Origin of the sequence: Pseudorhodoferax soli (assembly GCF_003337555.1) — a bacterium.
GTDB lineage: Bacteria > Pseudomonadota > Gammaproteobacteria > Burkholderiales > Burkholderiaceae_C > Pseudorhodoferax > Pseudorhodoferax soli.
Window position 1 is genome coordinate 458,311 of record NZ_QPJK01000001.1, and the last position, 16,264, is coordinate 474,574.

At 67.3% G+C, this 16,264-nt stretch carries 17 protein-coding genes and 6 tRNA genes; 7 read left to right on the forward strand and 16 right to left on the reverse strand.

Translation table 11 applies throughout. The annotated features are described in order from the left end of the window. Positions 1-30: 30 nt before the first annotated feature. Positions 31-1,260 carry a nucleoside recognition domain-containing protein gene (locus tag DES41_RS02025; RefSeq protein ID WP_114465431.1) on the reverse strand — a complete coding sequence of 410 codons (1,230 nt, stop codon included), beginning with the start codon at positions 1,258-1,260 and terminating at the stop codon, positions 31-33. Between the two features lie 198 nt (positions 1,261-1,458). Between DES41_RS02025 and DES41_RS02030 the strand changes: the two genes are divergently transcribed. Together DES41_RS02030 and DES41_RS02035 are read left to right on the forward strand one after the other, a co-directional pair. After that, on the forward strand, positions 1,459-2,808 hold the full coding sequence (locus tag DES41_RS02030; RefSeq protein ID WP_114465433.1) for a polyhydroxyalkanoate depolymerase: 1,350 nt from the start codon (positions 1,459-1,461) through the stop codon (positions 2,806-2,808). Positions 2,809-2,813: 5 nt separating this feature from the next. Further along, positions 2,814-3,440, forward strand: a complete 627-nt coding sequence (locus DES41_RS02035) for an RnfABCDGE type electron transport complex subunit B (protein ID WP_114465435.1) — start codon at positions 2,814-2,816, stop codon at positions 3,438-3,440. A 77-nt stretch (positions 3,441-3,517) separates the two neighbouring features. Here DES41_RS02035 and DES41_RS02040 read toward each other — a convergent pair. The 11 genes from DES41_RS02040 to folC all read right to left on the reverse strand — a co-directional run bounded on the left by DES41_RS02040 (position 3,518) and on the right by folC (position 9,930). After that, positions 3,518-3,594: transfer RNA gene (locus tag DES41_RS02040), tRNA-Asp, on the reverse strand. A 49-nt stretch (positions 3,595-3,643) separates the two neighbouring features. Further along, positions 3,644-3,716: transfer RNA gene (locus tag DES41_RS38295), tRNA-Glu, on the reverse strand. 26 nt (positions 3,717-3,742) lie between these two features. Further along, positions 3,743-3,818: transfer RNA gene (locus DES41_RS02045), tRNA-Ala, on the reverse strand. A gap of 78 nt (positions 3,819-3,896) precedes the next feature. Beyond that, a tRNA-Asp gene (locus DES41_RS02050) sits at positions 3,897-3,973 on the reverse strand. Between the two features lie 46 nt (positions 3,974-4,019). Beyond that, positions 4,020-4,095, reverse strand: a tRNA-Glu gene (locus tag DES41_RS02055). 44 nt (positions 4,096-4,139) lie between these two features. Next, positions 4,140-4,215 (reverse strand) — tRNA-Ala (locus DES41_RS02060). Between the two features lie 85 nt (positions 4,216-4,300). Beyond that, the gene (gene gltX / locus DES41_RS02065; RefSeq protein ID WP_114465436.1) at positions 4,301-5,716 is read right to left on the reverse strand and encodes a glutamate--tRNA ligase; all 1,416 of its coding nucleotides are present in this window, start codon (positions 5,714-5,716) and stop codon (positions 4,301-4,303) included. 14 nt (positions 5,717-5,730) lie between these two features. Next, positions 5,731-7,233, reverse strand: a complete 1,503-nt coding sequence (gene purF / locus DES41_RS02070; protein ID WP_114465438.1) for an amidophosphoribosyltransferase — start codon at positions 7,231-7,233, stop codon at positions 5,731-5,733. A gap of 47 nt (positions 7,234-7,280) precedes the next feature. Continuing rightward, positions 7,281-7,766 (reverse strand): CvpA family protein, encoded by a 486-nt coding sequence (locus DES41_RS02075; RefSeq protein ID WP_114465440.1) that lies wholly within the window; start codon positions 7,764-7,766, stop codon positions 7,281-7,283. Positions 7,767-7,775: 9 nt separating this feature from the next. After that, positions 7,776-8,618, reverse strand: a complete 843-nt coding sequence (locus DES41_RS02080; protein ID WP_114465442.1) for an SPOR domain-containing protein — start codon at positions 8,616-8,618, stop codon at positions 7,776-7,778. A 10-nt stretch (positions 8,619-8,628) separates the two neighbouring features. Beyond that, positions 8,629-9,930 (reverse strand): bifunctional tetrahydrofolate synthase/dihydrofolate synthase, encoded by a 1,302-nt coding sequence (gene folC, locus DES41_RS02085; RefSeq protein ID WP_114465443.1) that lies wholly within the window; start codon positions 9,928-9,930, stop codon positions 8,629-8,631. 43 nt (positions 9,931-9,973) lie between these two features. On the opposite strand from folC, the gene DES41_RS02090 reads away from it, so the two are divergent. Both DES41_RS02090 and ppnP read left to right on the forward strand, forming a co-directional pair. After that, positions 9,974-10,321: an ArsC family reductase gene (locus DES41_RS02090; protein ID WP_114465445.1), complete on the forward strand. Its 348-nt coding sequence runs from the start codon at positions 9,974-9,976 to the stop codon at positions 10,319-10,321. A 26-nt stretch (positions 10,322-10,347) separates the two neighbouring features. After that, positions 10,348-10,674 (forward strand): pyrimidine/purine nucleoside phosphorylase, encoded by a 327-nt coding sequence (gene ppnP / locus DES41_RS02095; RefSeq protein ID WP_114465447.1) that lies wholly within the window; start codon positions 10,348-10,350, stop codon positions 10,672-10,674. A gap of 14 nt (positions 10,675-10,688) precedes the next feature. Here ppnP and murB read toward each other — a convergent pair whose 3' ends face one another. After that, a complete protein-coding gene (murB, locus tag DES41_RS02100; protein WP_114465448.1) occupies positions 10,689-11,741 on the reverse strand; it encodes a UDP-N-acetylmuramate dehydrogenase in 1,053 nt (350 codons plus the stop codon). Positions 11,742-11,816: 75 nt separating this feature from the next. Between murB and DES41_RS02105 the strand changes: the two genes are divergently transcribed. From DES41_RS02105 to DES41_RS02115, 3 genes are read left to right on the forward strand one after another with little or no spacing between them, the layout of a single operon-like run. After that, the gene (locus DES41_RS02105; protein ID WP_114465450.1) at positions 11,817-12,302 is read left to right on the forward strand and encodes a YajQ family cyclic di-GMP-binding protein; all 486 of its coding nucleotides are present in this window, start codon (positions 11,817-11,819) and stop codon (positions 12,300-12,302) included. Positions 12,303-12,307: 5 nt separating this feature from the next. Continuing rightward, a complete protein-coding gene (locus DES41_RS02110; RefSeq protein WP_114466788.1) occupies positions 12,308-12,946 on the forward strand; it encodes a retropepsin-like aspartic protease family protein in 639 nt (212 codons plus the stop codon). Then, positions 12,946-13,935 carry an HD-GYP domain-containing protein gene (locus tag DES41_RS02115; protein WP_114465452.1) on the forward strand — a complete coding sequence of 330 codons (990 nt, stop codon included), beginning with the start codon at positions 12,946-12,948 and terminating at the stop codon, positions 13,933-13,935. Before DES41_RS02110 ends, DES41_RS02115 begins: the two co-directional genes overlap by 1 nt. 4 nt (positions 13,936-13,939) lie before the next feature. On the opposite strand, the gene plsY is transcribed toward DES41_RS02115, so the two are convergent. From plsY to DES41_RS02130, 3 genes are read right to left on the reverse strand one after another with little or no spacing between them, the layout of a single operon-like run. After that, on the reverse strand, positions 13,940-14,560 hold the full coding sequence (plsY, locus tag DES41_RS02120; RefSeq protein ID WP_114465454.1) for a glycerol-3-phosphate 1-O-acyltransferase PlsY: 621 nt from the start codon (positions 14,558-14,560) through the stop codon (positions 13,940-13,942). A 52-nt stretch (positions 14,561-14,612) separates the two neighbouring features. After that, on the reverse strand, positions 14,613-15,101 hold the full coding sequence (ybaK, locus tag DES41_RS02125; RefSeq protein WP_114465456.1) for a Cys-tRNA(Pro) deacylase: 489 nt from the start codon (positions 15,099-15,101) through the stop codon (positions 14,613-14,615). A 2-nt stretch (positions 15,102-15,103) separates the two neighbouring features. Then, positions 15,104-16,168: an aldo/keto reductase gene (locus DES41_RS02130; protein ID WP_114465457.1), complete on the reverse strand. Its 1,065-nt coding sequence runs from the start codon at positions 16,166-16,168 to the stop codon at positions 15,104-15,106. Positions 16,169-16,264 lie beyond the last annotated feature (96 nt).

Genomic DNA, 16,264 nt, shown 5'->3' on the forward strand with positions numbered 1-16,264 from the left:
GCGCACCGCGCGGCGTTTTGCATGCTGCGGTCAGCCGAAAAACCAGTAGCAGACGCCGATCGAGGCCAGGATGCCAGCCACATCGGCAAGCACGGCGCAGGCCACGGCATGGCGCGCACGCTGGATCCCGACGGCGCCGAAGTACACCGCCAGCACATAGAAGGTGGTCTCGGTGCTGCCCTGCACCGTTGCGGCCAGCAGCGCGGCGAAGCTATCCACGCCCTGGCTCTGCATGGTCTCGAGCAGCAACGCACGCGCCGCGCTGCCGGAGAAGGGTTTGACCAGTGCCGTCGGCATGGCATCGACGAAGCGCGTGTCCCAGCCCGCCAGCGAGACGAGCCTGCGCAGGCCATCCAGCGCCAGGTCGAGCGCACCTGAAGCCCGCAGCACCCCGACGGCGCACAGCATCGCGACGAGGTAGGGCAGCAGGTTCCTGGCTACGTCGAAGCCCTCCTTGGCCCCGTCGACGAAGGCTTCATAGACCGGCACGCGGCGCAGCGCGCCCGCTAGGAGGAACAGCAGCACGATGGCGAACATCGTCAGGTTGCCCAGCAGCGAGGACAAGGCCGCCAGCGCCGTGGCCGACAGGCCCGCCAGCAGTGCCATGAAGCCGCCCATCAGCAGGGCGCCAGGGACCAGGTACGCCAGCACCACCGGATCCCACAGCTTCAAGCGCTGAACGGCAGCCACGGCCAGCAACGCCACCAGCGTGCCAGCCGCATTGGCCAAGAGGATGGGCAGAAAGACTAGCGTCGGGTCGGCCGCCCCCTGCTGAGCGCGGTACATGAAGATGCTGACCGGCAACAGCGTCAGCGCCGAAGCGTTCAGGACGAGGAACAGAATCTGGGCATTGCTGGCCACCGTGGCGCTCGGGTTGAGTTCCTGCAGCGAGCGCATGGCCTTGAGGCCGATCGGGGTGGCCGCATTGTCCAGGCCGAGCGCATTGGCGGCGAAGTTCAGCGTGATCAGCCCCAGCGCCGGATGGCCCGGCGGCACCTGCGGCATCAGCCGACACAGCAGCGGCGACAGCAGCCGGGCCAGCCAGTTGACCAGGCCCGCCTGTTCGGCGATGCGCAGAAAGCCAAGCCACAGCGTCAGGGTGCCGAACAGCAGCACCATGACCTCCACCGCCAGCTTGGCCATGGCGAACAGCGCCTGCACCATCGCGGCGAAGACCTCTGCTTCGCCTTCCATCAACCAGCGCCAGCCGGCACTGGCGGCCGCGGTCAGAAAGAAGCCCAGCCACAAACCGTTCAGCATGCCAGGCAGTGTAGTGGTGCGCGGTCGCCGCTATAGGCGCACCCATGGCGTGCAAGAACGGAATGCAAGAGCGTGCGCAAATGGGGCATTGCGCACTGCATTGGTGTTTCCCGTCATGCACGCCAGCTTGACAACTGCTATATTGCTGCAGTGCAGCAAGAATGCGCTGTACATCCTTCTCTTCTCTCCTTCCCTGCGATGCTGTACCAGATCTACGAAGCCCAACGCTCCCTCATGGAGCCATTTGCCGAGTTTGCAAATGCCGCCTCCAAGCTGTTCGGCAACCCGGCGTCGCCGCTGGGCCAGAACCCCTTCGCCCAGCGCGTGGCCGCCGGCTACGACCTGCTGTACCGGCTGGGCAAGGACTATGAGAAACCGGTGTTCGGTCTGCAGACCGTGACCGTGGGCGGCGTGGACGTCGCCATCCACGAACGCGTGGAGGTCAACAAGCCCTTCTGCGAGTTGCGCCGTTTCAAGCGCTTCACCGACGACGGCGGCACGCTCGCCACCCTCAAAGGCCAGCCCGCGGTGCTGATCGTCGCCCCTCTGTCGGGCCACTATGCAACCCTGCTGCGCGACACGGTCAAGTCGATGCTGGGCGGCCACAAGGTCTACATCACCGACTGGAAGAACGCGCGCACCGTGCCGCTCTCCGATGGTGAGTTCCACCTGGACGACTACGTCAACTGCGTCCAGGAATTCATCCGCCACCTGCAGTCTGTCTACGGCGACTGCCACGTGATGAGCGTCTGCCAGCCCACCGTGCCGGTGCTGGCCGCCGTCTCGCTGATGGCTTCCCGCGGCGAGCGCCTGCCGCTGTCCATGACCATGATGGGCGGCCCCATCGACGCGCGCAAGTCGCCGACGGCCGTCAACAACCTGGCCATGCACAAGAGCTTCGAGTGGTTCGAGAACAATGTGATCTACCGCGTTCCGCAGACCTTCCCGGGCGCGGGCCGGCGCGTGTATCCAGGGTTCCTGCAGCATGCGGGCTTCGTGGCCATGAACCCCGACCACCACGCCAAGAGCCACTACGACTATTTCGAGCACCTGCTGCAGGGCGATGACGTCGGCGCCGAAAGCCACCGCAAGTTCTACGACGAGTACAACGCGGTGCTGGACATGGACGCCGATTACTACCTGGAAACCATCGCCACGGTGTTCCAGGACTTCAAGCTTGTCAATGGCACCTGGCAGGTCCGCAACGCCAAGGGCGTGTCCGAGCTGGTTCGGCCGCAGGACATCCAGGGCTGCGCGCTGCTGACCGTCGAAGGCGAACTCGACGACATCTCCGGTTCGGGCCAGACCGCCGCCGCGCATGGGCTGTGCAGCGGCATCGCTGCCGACCAGCGTGAGCATTTCGAGGTCAAGGGCGCGGGCCACTATGGCATCTTCAGTGGCCGGCGCTGGCGCGAAGGTGTCTACCCCAAGGTCCGTGACTTCATCCTCGCGCACAACCACAGCGCCAAGCCCAGCACGCCACGCGGCGGCGCCGTGGCACGCACCGCCACAACGCGCGCTGCTGCCAAGAAGACGAGCGCCGCCTGAGCACGGTGTCCGCCCTGGCCCAGCGCGTGCTGGCCGAACTGCCGCAGACGCAGTGCACGCGCTGCGGCTACCCCGATTGCGCGGCCTACGCGCAAGCCATCGCCGATGAACAAGCCCCCATCAACCGCTGCCCACCTGGTGGCGCCGAGGGCGTGGAGCGTCTGGCGCAGCTGACCGGCCGGGCCGCGCCACCCCTCGACCTGACCTACGGCGCCGAGGGGCCGCGCCAGATGGCTTTCATCGACGAGGACTGGTGCATCGGTTGCACGCTGTGCCTCAAGGCCTGCCCCGTCGACGCGATCATCGGCAGCAACAAAGCCATGCACACGGTCCTGGAAGCGCATTGCACCGGCTGCGAACTCTGCATTCCGGTCTGCCCTGTCGACTGCATCCACCTCGAGCCTGCAAGTGGCAGCCTGACCGGCTGGGCCGCCTGGTCGCAGGGTCAAGCGATGGCCGCGCGCGCGCGGTATGCGCGGCATGTGGCGCGGCCACCATCCGATGCGCCCTCGCCAGCGCCGCTCCATGAAGAAGTACCGTCCGCCGGGCCGAACGCTACTCCGGCCGATCCGCGGCGCGCCATGGTCGAGGCCGCGCTGGCGCGGGCCCGTGCCCGCCGCGCGCCAAGCTGAACCTTCGCCTGTCTTCTTCTGCGCACCGCAAAAGACAAACGGGCCACGCAATTGCTTGCGTGACCCGTTTTCATTCTTGGCGGAGTGGACGGGACTCGAACCCGCGACCCCCGGCGTGACAGGCCGGTATTCTAACCAACTGAACTACCACTCCTGGTAGGTAGCTTCGGCGCCTTGCGGCAGCCCAAGCGCTACGAACTTGCCAACCCTACGGCGATTCGAACCCTGGTACTCACCGTGAAAGGGTGATGTCCTAGGCCTCTAGACGACAGGGTCAAGGACCGACCGACCGACGGCTCACGTGGTGGAGGTAAGCGGGATCGAACCGCTGACCTCTTGCATGCCATGCAAGCGCTCTCCCAGCTGAGCTATACCCCCCGGGTGAACCGTCAATCTTCAAAATAAAACGGGCTTCAACATTTCTGCTGCAAGCCCGTCGATCTCCTGAAGGAAATATGGCGGAGTGGACGGGACTCGAACCCGCGACCCCCGGCGTGACAGGCCGGTATTCTAACCAACTGAACTACCACTCCTGGTAGGTAGCTTCGGCACCTTGCGGCAACCCAAGCGCTACGAACTTGGCGACCCTACGGGGATTCGAACCCCGGTACTCACCGTGAAAGGGTGATGTCCTAGGCCTCTAGACGATAGGGTCAAATTTTGTTGGACGGATCCAATCGACAGAACCGACAACTTACTTGGTGGAGGTAAGCGGGATCGAACCGCTGACCTCTTGCATGCCATGCAAGCGCTCTCCCAGCTGAGCTATACCCCCTTGGGTAGTTGTCAATTTCGACGTTTTACAGGTCTTTCAACCTGATGTGTCGTCATCTATCGAGCCTCAAATTATAGAACGCTTTTCAAGCGCCTCGCAATCTTTCAATCACATTTTTTTTCGTGGAGAGCGCCAACACCGCATCGAGCGACGGCGTCTGGGCCGTGCCCATGACCAGCACCCGCACGGGCATGGCCAGTTGCGGCATTTTGAGTCCGTGGGCGCCCAGCACTTCCTTGAGCGCCGCAGCAATGGCCGGTTTCTCCCAGGCCACGTTTTCCAGCTTGTCGGCCAGTGCTGCGATGGCAGGACGCACGGCGTCGGTCACATGCTGCGTCAGTTCCTCCGGCTTGGGCTGCACACCGCGGTAGAAGGCCGCGGCCCAGTCGGCCAAAGCCACCGTGGTGTCGCAGCGGTCCTTGAACAAACCGCAGATCGCGGGCAGGCGCTCGTCCGGGGTGATGCCCTGCTTGCCGAGCTGCTCGGCCACCAGGGGTGCGAGCACTTCGTCGGCCGTGGTCTTCAGGTGCTGGGCGTTGACCCAGCGCAGCTTGGCTTCGTCGAACTGGGCGGCGCTGCGGCCCAGGTGGTCCAGGTCGAACCACTCCAGGAACTGCGCGCGGCTGAAGATCTCGTCGTCGCCGTGGCTCCAGCCCAGGCGCGCGAGGTAGTTCACCAGGGCGTCGGGCAGATAGCCTTCGTCGCGGTACTGCGTGACGGGCTTGGCACCGTAGCGCTTGGACATCTTCTCCACGCGCTTCTCGCCATGCTCGTCCACGACTTCGTTCAGCACCGTAGGCAGGTGCGCGTAGACCGGAGGCTCCTTGCCGAGCGCACGGAAGATGTTGATCTGGCGCGGCGTGTTGTTGACGTGGTCGTCGCCACGGATCACATGGGTGATCTCCATGTCGATGTCGTCGACGACCACGCAGAAGTTGTAGGTCGGCGTACCGTCGGGCCGAGCGATCACCAGGTCGTCGAGTTCGTCGTTGCGGATTTCGATGCGCCCCTTGACCTTGTCCTCCCAGACCACCACACCATCCTGCGGGCTCTTGAAACGCAGCACCGGTTGCACACCTTCCGGCACCGGCGGCAGCACCTTGCCGGGCTCGGGCCGCCAGGTGCCGTCGTAGCGCGGCTTTTCCTTGTTGGCCATCTGGCGCTCACGCAGCGCGTCGAGTTCGGCCACGCCCATGTAGCAGGGGTAGACCAGGCCCTGCGCCTGCATCTGGGCCAGCACTTCCTTGTAGCGCGCGATGCGCTGCATCTGGTAGAACGGGCCTTCGTCGTGGTCAAGGCCGAGCCAACGCATGCCTTCGATGATCACGTCGACGGCGGCCTGCGAGGAGCGCTCCAGGTCGGTGTCCTCGATGCGCAGCACGAAGGTGCCGCCGCTGGCGCGCGCGAAGGCCCAGGGGTACAGCGCCGAGCGGATGTTGCCCAGGTGGATGAAGCCGGTCGGCGACGGAGCGAAACGGGTACGGACAGAAGTGGTCGGCATGTCGAAAATGAAAATCAGGCGGCTTCGGCGTTCGGCAGGGCCAGGCGCGAACTGTCGGCATCGTCCTCGCTGCCGCCCACGCGGCGCTCGTTGAGTCGGGCGATGTCGCCTTCGGAAATGTCGCCAGTCACGTAGACGCCATCGAAGCACGAGGCATCGAAGCCATGGATGGCAGGGTTCAACGAGCCGATGGCCTTCTTCATGCCGTCCACGTCCTGGTAGATCAGCGCGTCGCAACCGATGATGGCGCGGATCTCCTCGACCGTGCGGCCGTGCGCCACCAGTTCATCCTTGGTCGGCATGTCGATGCCGTAGACATTGGGGTAGCGCACCGGTGGTGCAGCGCTGGCCAGATAGACCTTGCGGGCGCCGGCATCGCGCGCCATCTGCACGATCTCTCGGCTGGTGGTGCCGCGCACGATGGAGTCGTCGACCAGCAGCACGTTGCGGTCCTTGAACTCGCTGGCGATGGCGTTGAGCTTCTGGCGCACGGACTTCTTGCGCACGCCCTGCCCCGGCATGATGAAGGTGCGGCCCACGTAGCGGTTCTTGACGAAGCCTTCGCGGTACGGGATGCCCAGCAACTGCGCCAGCTGCATGGCACTGGGGCGGCTGGATTCGGGAATCGGGATCACCACGTCCACGCCGCTCGGCGGCAGGGTCGACACCAGCCGCTTGGCCAGCGCTTCACCCAGGTTCAAGCGGGCCTGGTAGACCGAGATGCCGTCCATGACCGAATCGGGCCGCGCCAGGTAGACGTACTCGAAGATGCAGGGGTTCAGCCGCGGCGACTCGGCACATTGCTCGGCGTGCACCTGGCCCTGCAGGTCGATGAACACGGCCTCGCCGGGCTGCACGTTGCGTTCGAACTCGTGGCCCGTGCCTTCCAGCGTCACCGATTCGCTGGCGACCATGACGGTGTCGCCGCTGCGCCCCATCACGAGCGGACGGATGCCATACGGATCGCGGAAGGCCAGCAGGCCGTAACCGGCGATCAGCGCGACGACGGCGTAGGAGCCGCGCACGCGCTTGTGCACGGCCCGCACGGCCGCGAACACCTCGGAGGCGTTGAGTGGCACGCCACGCGTTGAACGCTCCAATTCATGTGCCAACACGTTCAGCAGCACCTCGGAATCGCTCTCGGTGTTGGTGTGGCGGTGATCGGTGCTGAACAGCTCGGCCTTGAGCGCGTGGGCGTTGGTCAGGTTGCCGTTGTGCACCAGCACGATGCCGAACGGTGCGTTGACATAGAAAGGCTGGGCCTCTTCCTCGCTGTAGGCATTGCCAGCGGTGGGATAGCGCGCCTGGCCCAGGCCGCAGTTGCCCGGCAGCGCGCGCATGTTGCGCGTGCGGAACACGTCACGCACCATGCCCTTGGCCTTGTGCATGAAGAACTTGCGCTCCTGCTGGGTCACGATGCCGGCCGCATCCTGGCCGCGGTGCTGCAGCAGCAGCAGCGCGTCATAGATCAGCTGGTTGACAGGAGCATTGCTGACGACGCCGACGATTCCGCACATGGTTGATCCCGCAGGTAAAAGGGGCGGCCAGGCTCAGGCCGCAAGACTCAGGGTAGATACTCGGCAAGCCCGCTCGGCAGGGCCTGCTTGAACGCATGCAGCACCGACACCGTGATGCCTGCCCCATGGGACTGGCGCCACCAGGGCTCGCGCTGCAATGGTGTGTTGGAGATGATGACGCCGGCCGCCAGAATCAAGATGGCGCCACGCAAGAGGCCGAACACCATGCCCAGCACGCGGTCCACCGGCCGCAGGCCCACCGCCTGCACCAGCCGCTTGAACAGCGCCGCCAGCAAGCCACAGGCAAATGCACCCAGCACGAACACCAGCGCGAACGCCGCCACGTAGCGCACCGTATCGGCCGCGCCGCCCATTGGCAAGTGCGGTGCCACATCGGGCGCCAGCCACTGCGCCAGCAAGAAGGCGGCGATCCAGCCCAGCACCGACAGCACTTCGAACACCAACCCGCGCCATGCCCCCAGCAGCAGCGAGCAGACCAGCACGGCCAACAGAATCCAGTCGAGGATGGGCATGCACGGAGGTCAGAGCGTGAGCACCGAGGCCGGCAGGCTCAGCGCCTTGATCCGATCGGCCACCTTGTCGGCCTCGGCCCGCACGCCATAGGGTCCGACGCGCACGCGGATGCGAGCCCCTTCCTTGGTCTGCACTTCCTGTGTGTAGGTCTTGAGGCCGGCGCGCTCCAGGCGCTGGCGCGTCTCGCGCGCCTTGTCGGCATCGGCGAACGCACCGACCTGCACCACGAAGCGGCCGGACTGCTCAGCAGCGCTCGCGGGGGGCGCGGCAGGTGCCGCAGTCTTGCCGTCCAGCAACGCACGCGCACGGGCACCGCTGTCGGTGGCCGGCGCAGGCGCGGGATTCGGCACTGGCGCTTTGGCCTCCACCTTGGGCTCGTGGCGGGGTTCGCTCTTCGGCTCGCCCCTGGCTTCGGCCTTCGGCTCGGACTTCGGCTCGGACTTTTGCTCGGCCTTGGCTTCGGCCTTCGGCTCGGCCCTGGCTTCGCTGCGGGCAAGCGGCGGCGCAACCGGAGGCACCACCTCTTCTCTGGCGTTCAGGCTGGCATCGGCCGCCACGCTGCCCGGAGCGCGCGCAGCATCGGGCGCCGCCTGGGCAACCTTGCCACCGGCGCCGGCACCCGGGAGCTGGGCCTTGTCGCGGTCTGGAATGTCGAATGGAATGTCGACCTGGATCGGCCGCGGCTGCGAGTCGAACAGCAGCGGGAAACCCAGCACGCCGACCAGCACGAGCACGGTGGCGCCGATGAGCCGATGGCGCGCACGGCGGCGCATGTCGTCGATGGTTTCCGCAGGGCTGGCCGGGTGCTCGTCGCCTTTGGGGCCGCGCGCGCGAAACTTGAAAAAGGCCATGGGAGTGAGTTCAGCTACCGAGGTGCTTGGCGTGCAATTTGGGGAGGCCTTGCTCCAGCACGCCACCTACGGTCAGGAATGACCCAAAGACAAGGATTCTATCAGCGGGGTCTGCCGCGCCCACGGCCGCAGCGAGGGCCTGCGTAGGGCCGGCATGGACGCCAGCCGAAGCGTCCTTGCGCGTGTTGAGCGCCTGCCAGCGTTGCAGCAGCGCATCGCCCCGGGCCGCGCGCGCGCCGGGCAAGTCACAGAAGTACCAGCGGTCCACGACCGGAGCCATGCGGCGCAGGATGCCGTCCAGATCCTTGTCGGCCATGGCGCCAAAGACCGCATGCGTGTTGGGGAAAAAACCCATGGCATCCAGGTTGGCCGCCAGCGCGGAGGCCGCGTGCGGGTTGTGCGCCACGTCCAGGACCAGCGTGGGCTGGCCCGGCACGATCTGAAAGCGCCCCGGCAGTTCGACCAGCGCCAGGCCGGCCCGCACGGCCTGGGCCGGGATGGGCAAACGCTCGCGCACAGCCGTCAGCGCGGCCAGCACGCCGGCCGCGTTCAGCAGTTGGTTGGCGCCGCGCAGCGCCGGATAGGCCAGGCCGCTGTAGCGCTTGCCGCGCCCGGCCCAGGCCCATTGCTGCTGGTCGCCCGAGAAGTTGAAGTCCACGCCAGACTGCCACAGGTCGGCGCCGATGTCCTGCGCGTGCTGGGCGATGCTGGCCGGCGGCATCGGGTCGCTGACCACGGCCGGGCGGCCCGGCCGCAGGATGCCCGCCTTTTCGAAGCCGATCGATTCGCGGTCCGGGCCCAGGAACTCCATGTGGTCCAGGTCGATGCTCGTGATCACGGCGCAGTCGGCATCGATGATGTTGACGGCATCCAGCCGCCCGCCCAGCCCCACTTCCAGCACGGCCAGGTCCAGCTTGGCTTCGGCCATGCAGCCCAGGATGGCCAGGGTGGTGAATTCGAAATAGCTCAGCGTGGTCTCGCCGCGCGCTGCTTCCACGCGCGCGAACTGCGGCAGCAGATCCGCCTCGGCCACGGGCACGCCCCCGATGCGACAGCGCTCCTCGAAATGCACCAAGTGCGGCGAGGTGTAGACGCCGGTACGCCAGCCGGCCTGGCCAGCGATGGCTTCCAGCATGGCGCAGGTCGAGCCCTTGCCGTTGGTGCCGGCCACGGTGATGACCGTGCAGTCGAAACGCAGTTGCATGCGCTCGGCCACCTGGCGCACGCGGTCCAGCCCCAGGTCGATCGGTCGGGCGTGCAGTTGCTCGCAGTGCGCGAGCCATTGGGCGAGAGTTCGTGCCAAGCTTTCCATAGGGGGCGGATTGTCGCAAACACGTTCGCCATAATCGCGCGCCATGACCACCCTGTACGGCATTCCCAACTGCGACACCGTCAAGAAAGCGCGCACCTGGCTCGACGCGCAGGGCACAACCTATGCCTTCCACGATTTCAAGAAGGCTGGCGTACCGGCGCAGCTGGACACCTGGGTCGCCCAGCTCGGCTGGGAAGCCGTGCTGAACCGCAAGGGCACGACTTGGCGCAAGCTCGACGCGGCACAGCAGGCCGCTGTCCATGACGCGCCGAGCGCCACCGCGCTGCTGCGCGCGCAGCCCAGTGCGATCAAGCGCCCGGTCGTCGAATGGGACGATGGCACCGTAACCGTGGGCTTTGCGCCCGAGGCATGGGCCACGCGCCGCAACTAGTTTTTTCACTCTGTCTTTTTGAGACCATGACCACCAGCAGCATCGCGGGCGTGACCGTCACGACCCAGGCCAATGTGTACTTCGACGGCAAATGCGTCAGCCACGGCATCACCTTTGCCGATGGCACCAAGAAGAGCGTGGGCGTCGTCCTGCCGGCCGAACTGACCTTCGGCACGGCCGCGCCCGAGATCATGGAATGTGTGGGTGGCGCCTGCGAATACCGCCTGGCCGGCACCGATGCCTGGGTGAAGTCCAGCGCTGGCGAGCAGTTCAGCGTGCCCGGCAATACCAAGTTCGACATCCGCGTGACGGCCGAGACCGGCCCGTACCACTACATCTGCCACTACGGCTGAAGAGCAGCGCCTGGTCAGACGACCACCGGCTCCGGCTCCAGCCGGATGCCAAAGCGCTCGTAGACGCTGGTCTGGATGGCCCGGGCCAGCGTCATGACTTCGCCGCCCGTGGCGGGGTTCTCCGCCCCGCCACGGTTCACGAGCACCAGCGCCTGCTTCTCGTAGACGCCGGCATTGCCCACGCTCTTGCCCTTCCAGCCGCAGGCATCGATGAGCCAGCCCGCGGCCAGCTTGATGCTGCCATCGGCCATCGGGTAGTGCACCACGCGCGGTTCGCGGCCGATGATGTCGGCGCACTGCTCGGGCGTCACGGTCGGGTTCTTGAAGAAGCTGCCGGCATTGCCGATCACCTGCGGGTCGGGCAGCTTGTGGCGGCGGATCTCGCAGATCCAGTCGAAGATCTGCCGGGCCGTGGGCGCGGCAATGCCGGTCTCGGCCTGCTTGCGCTCCAGGTCTAGGTAGCCCACCACGGGCTTCCAGGCCTTGGGCAGGCGCAGCCGCACGCGCGTGATCAGTGCGCGGCCCGCCAGGCCGAAATCCGACAGCTCGGCCGCAACATGCTTGAACACCGAATCGCGGTAACCGAATGCGCACTGCGCAGCGTTCAACGTGAAGGCCCTTCCAGTCGCCAGATCGATCGCGTCGAGCGCCTCGAAGCGGTCCTGCAGCTCCACGCCGTAGGCGCCGATGTTCTGGACCGGCGAGGCACCCACGGTGCCCGGGATCAGCGCGAGGTTTTCCAGGCCCGGGCAGCCCTGCGCCAGCGTCCAGGCCACGAAGGCGTGCCAGTTCTCGCCAGCACCGGCCTCGACGATCCAGGCACGCTCGGTCTCCTCGACCACGCGCCGGCCCATGATCTCCACCTTGAGCACCAGCGCGCGCACGTCGCCGGTCAGCACGATGTTGCTGCCGCCGCCGAGCACGAACTTGGGCGCGGCCGCAAGCGCCGGATCGGCCAGTATGGCCGCCAGATCGGCCTCCGACGCCACACGCACCAGGGTCTGCGCGCGCGCCACGATGCCGAAGGCGTTGTAGGCCCGCAGCGGGACATTCATCTCGACTAACATCCCGGAATTGTCGCATCGCATGCCGGCCCTGACGCCCGCGCTCACGGCCCGGCGCAACCTCCAGGAACCACACCCATGCCTTCTTTCGACACCGTTTGTGAAGCCGACCTCGTCAAGGTCCGCAACGCCGTGGACAACAGCGCCAAGGAAATCGACACCCGCTTCGACTTCAAGGGCACCTCGGCCGCCATCGAACTCAAAGACAAGGACATCACCCTCATCGGCGATGCCGAGTTCCAGCTCGACCAGATTGCCGACGTGCTGCGCAACAAGCTCACCAAGCAGGAGGTCGATGTGCGCTTCCTCGACATGGGCGACGTGCAGAAGATGGGCGGCGACAAGGTCAAGCGCGTGATCAAGGTGCGCAACGGCATCGAGGCCGAACTGGCCAAGAAGCTGCAGCGCCTGATCAAGGACAGCAAGCTCAAGGTGCAGGCCGCCATCCAGGGCGAGAGCGTGCGCGTGACCGGCACCAAGCGCGACGACCTGCAGGCCGCGATGGCGCTGATCCGCAAGGACATCACCGACATCCCGCTGTCGTTCAACAACTTCAGAGACTGATGCGCATGCGCCCGGCTGCCGCGCTGGCCGCCCTGCTGCTGGCCGCCTGGCTGGGCCAGGCGCAGGCGCAGTCCGTGGCGCTGACGGGCGTGCTGGGCCAGCGCGCTTTGCTGGTCGTCGACGGCGCCGGCCCGCGCAGCGTGGCCATCGGTGAGACCTGGCGCGGCGTCAAGCTGCTGTCCGTGCAGGGCGAACAGGCCGAGCTCGAGTTCGGCGGGCGCCGCACCAGCGTGCGCCTGGGTGCCTCGCCGGTCAGCATGGCCGGGGCCGCCGCCAACAAGCGCATCGTGCTGCAAGCCGACGGCCGCGGCCACTTCATGGGCCAGGGCCGCATCAACGGCCAGCTCGTGCAGTTCATGGTGGACACGGGCGCCAGCACCGTGGCACTGGACGTCGCCGAGGCGGAGCGCCTGAAGCTGAATTTCCGCAAAGGCCGCCAGGTGCGCATGGGCACGGCGAACGGCGCCATCGAGGTCTGGGTCGTCCGGCTGGCCTCGCTGCGCATCGGCGACAGCGAGCTCAGCGACGTGGAAGCCGCCGTCGTGCCCCAGCCCATGCCCTATGTGCTGCTCGGCAACAACGTGCTGGCCCGCTTCCAGATGAGCCGCGGCCCGCAGCAGATGGTGCTGGAGCAGCGCTACTGATGGCCGTGCAGCCCACCGCCGTTCCCCACCCGCAGGACGCGGAGTACGAGGACTTGCTCGGCCTGTGGGCCGAGTTGGAGTCGGGCCTGTCCACGCTCTTGCTGCGCCCCCGCCAGGTGGCCGAGTTCCCGCACAAGGTGCGGCAGTACGACCGCTGGATGCAGGACCTGCTCCAGCACGACATGGACACCGGCCTGTACCTGCTCTACCAGCTCGCCGCCAACCGCACGCTGGGCTACAGCAGCGCCCATGCGCTGGTGTGCGGCGTGCTGTGCCATGTGCTGGCGGCGGAGATGGCACTGCCGCAGGCCGAACGCGACAGCCTGGTGGGCGCGGCGCTGACCATGAACCTGTCCATGACGGCGCTGCAGAACCGCCTGGCCGAGCAGACGGAGGCGCCCGGCGCGGAGCAGAAGGAACAGATCGACGCGCACGCGCAGACCGGCAGCATGCTGCTGGGCCGCCTGGGCGTGGGCGATGCGGACTGGCTCCAGGTGGTTGCGCTGCACCACGAGAGCCTGCCCTCCGCTGCCCTGGAAACACTGCCCCCGGTGCAGCGTTTGGCCCGCATCCTGCAGGTGGTGGACCGCTACGCCGCGATGATCAGTCCGCGCAAATCGCGCGCCGCGCGCAGCGTGATCGAAACCGTGCGCGCCATGCTGGGCCGTGGCGATGTCGCGCGCGAAGCCGCCGGCATGGCCCTGGTGCGCGCCGTGGGGCTGTGCCCGCCGGGCAGCTTCGTGCGACTGGATTCGGGCGAGGTGGCCCTGGTGCTGCGCCGCGGCCGCCAGGCCAACCACCCGCTGGTGGCCACCGTGCTCGGCCGCAGCGGCGACAAGCTCATGACGCCGCGGCTGCAGCGCATCGGCCACGGTGGCCCGGCCATCCAGTCGGCACTGACGCCCGAGCTGCTGCGCAACCGCGTGCGCATCAACCACCAGGCCTTGCTGCGCCAGGGCCTGCAGGCCGAGCGCACGCACGCGGCCTGAGCCGCTACTTCTTCTTGCTGCCCAGGCGCGATTCACGCCCCTGCGCGAGCCGGCCGATGTTCTCGCGGTGGCGCCAGAACAGCAGCAAGGCCATCACGCCCAGCGCCAGCGCGATGCGCTTGTCGGCATACCAGGCCAGGCCGTTGCCGAACAGGTAGTAGACCGGCGCGAACACGGCCGCCACCAGCGATGCCAGCGAGGAATAGCGAAAGAAGAAGGCGATGATGAGCCAGGTCAGCGCCACGGCCAGGCCCAGCATCCAGTCCACGCCGAACAGCACGCCGAGCGCCGTGGCCACGCCCTTGCCGCCCTGGAAGCGGAAGAACACCGGGTACAGGTGGCCCAGGAAGGCCGCCAGGCCGACCAGCGCCACCGTGCCCTCCTGCAGCCCGAAGCGCTCCCCGTACCACACCACCAGCGCCACCGGCAGCCAGCCCTTGAGCGCGTCGAGCAGCAGCGTGGCGATCGCCGCCGGCTTGCTGCCCGAGCGCAGTACATTGGTCGCACCGGGATTCTTGCTGCCATAGCTGCGCGGGTCCGACAGGCCCATCACGCGGCTGACGATCACGGCGAAGGACAGCGAGCCCAGCAGGTAGGCCGCCAGCGTGGCGAGGAAGGAATTCATGGGATGCAAACGTCTCCGGCGAAAAGCGCGCGCATTGTGCCAGCGCGTGTCCTCACAACGGCAGGCCGCACTGCACCGGCCTGGCGTCCAGCAGCTGCACGCAGACTTGTGGATCGATGCCCACGAGGAAGCCACGCCGCCCGCCGTTGATGGCGATCCACGGCAGCGCCAGCACCGTTTCCTCGATGTAGACCGGCATGCGCTTCCTGGTGCCGAACGGCGAAGTGCCGCCCACCAGGTAGCCGCTGTGCCGGTTCGCCACCTCGGGCGCGCAGGCCTCCACCGACTTGGCGCCGATCTGGCGCGCCAGGTTCTTGGTGGAGACCTTGCGGTTGCCGTGCATCAGCACCACGAGCGGCTTGGCGTCCTGGTCCTGCATGACCAGAGTCTTGACGACCGTGAACGGGTCCAGCCCCAGCACCTCGGCGCTGTGCTGGGCGCCGCCGTGTTCCAGGTACGCGTAGGGATGCTCGGTGAAGGCGATCCTGTGCGCGCGCAGCAGTTGCGTGGCCGGCGTTTCCGAGACGTGCTGCTTGGCCATGCTCACAGGGCCGGGTTGCCGAGTTCCAGGTGCAGCGCGTCCAACGCAGCCATCAGCTCGGGCGACAGTTCGGCGCTGAAGGCCGCCACGTCTTCCTCGAGTTGTGCCACGCTGGTCACCCCGAGGATGGTGCTGGCCACCTGCCACTTGTTGCGGCAAAAGGCCAGCGCCAGCTGCGTGGGCGTGAGGCCGTGCGCGCGCGCCAGCGCGTTGTAGCGGCGCGCGGCAGCCAGGGCCGCATCGCGCCCCCAGCGGCCCGAGCGCACCGAGGCATAGCGCGCGATGCGCGCCTCGGCCGGCGCCGCCGGGCCGCTGGTGCCGCCCGTGTCGTACTTGCCGGTCAACAGCCCGAAGCCCAGCGGCGAATAGGCCAGCAGACCCACGTCCAGCCGGTGCAGGGTTTCGTCCAGCGCATGCTCCACGCTGCGGTTGATCAGGCAATAGGCGTTCTGCACCGAGGCCACGCGCGCCAGGCCGTGGGCCTCGGCCAGGCGCACGAACTCGTGCACGCCATAGGGCGTCTCGTTGGACAGGCCGATGGCGCGCACCTTGCCCGCGCGCACCAGGCTGTCGAGCGCGCGCAGCTGTTCCTCGATCCCGGGCGCGGGCTTGTCCTGGGCGGGGTCGAAGTAGCGCGCACCAAAGGCAGGCAGGTTGCGCGCCGGCCAGTGCAACTGGTAGAGGTCGATCACGTCGGTGCGCAGGCGCTTGAGGCTCGCCTCGCAGGACTCGACGATGTCGCTGGCCTTGAACTCGGCCCTGCCCTGGCGGATCCACGGCATGCCGCGCGGCGGGCCGGCCGCCTTGGTTGCGAGCAGCACGCGCTGGCGCGCACCGGGGCGGGCGGCGAACCAGTCGCCGAGGATGGTCTCGGTTGCGCCATAGGTCTCGGCCCGCGCCGGCACGGCGTACATCTCGGCCGTGTCGATGAAGTGGATGCCGAGTGCCAGCGAACGGTCCAGGATGGCATGCGCCGTGGCGCTGTCGACCTGCTCGCCGAAGGTCATGGTGCCCAGGCAGAGCGGTGTCACGTGCAGGCCACTGCGGCCCAGGGGAACAGTGTGCATGGAGATGCTTGTCGGTGCGGCAAAAAGAAGCGCGGGAGTGTCGCAGTTTTCCTGTCGCGCGGCTGACCGCGCCCGTCCCCGCCCCTGCCCTACCAT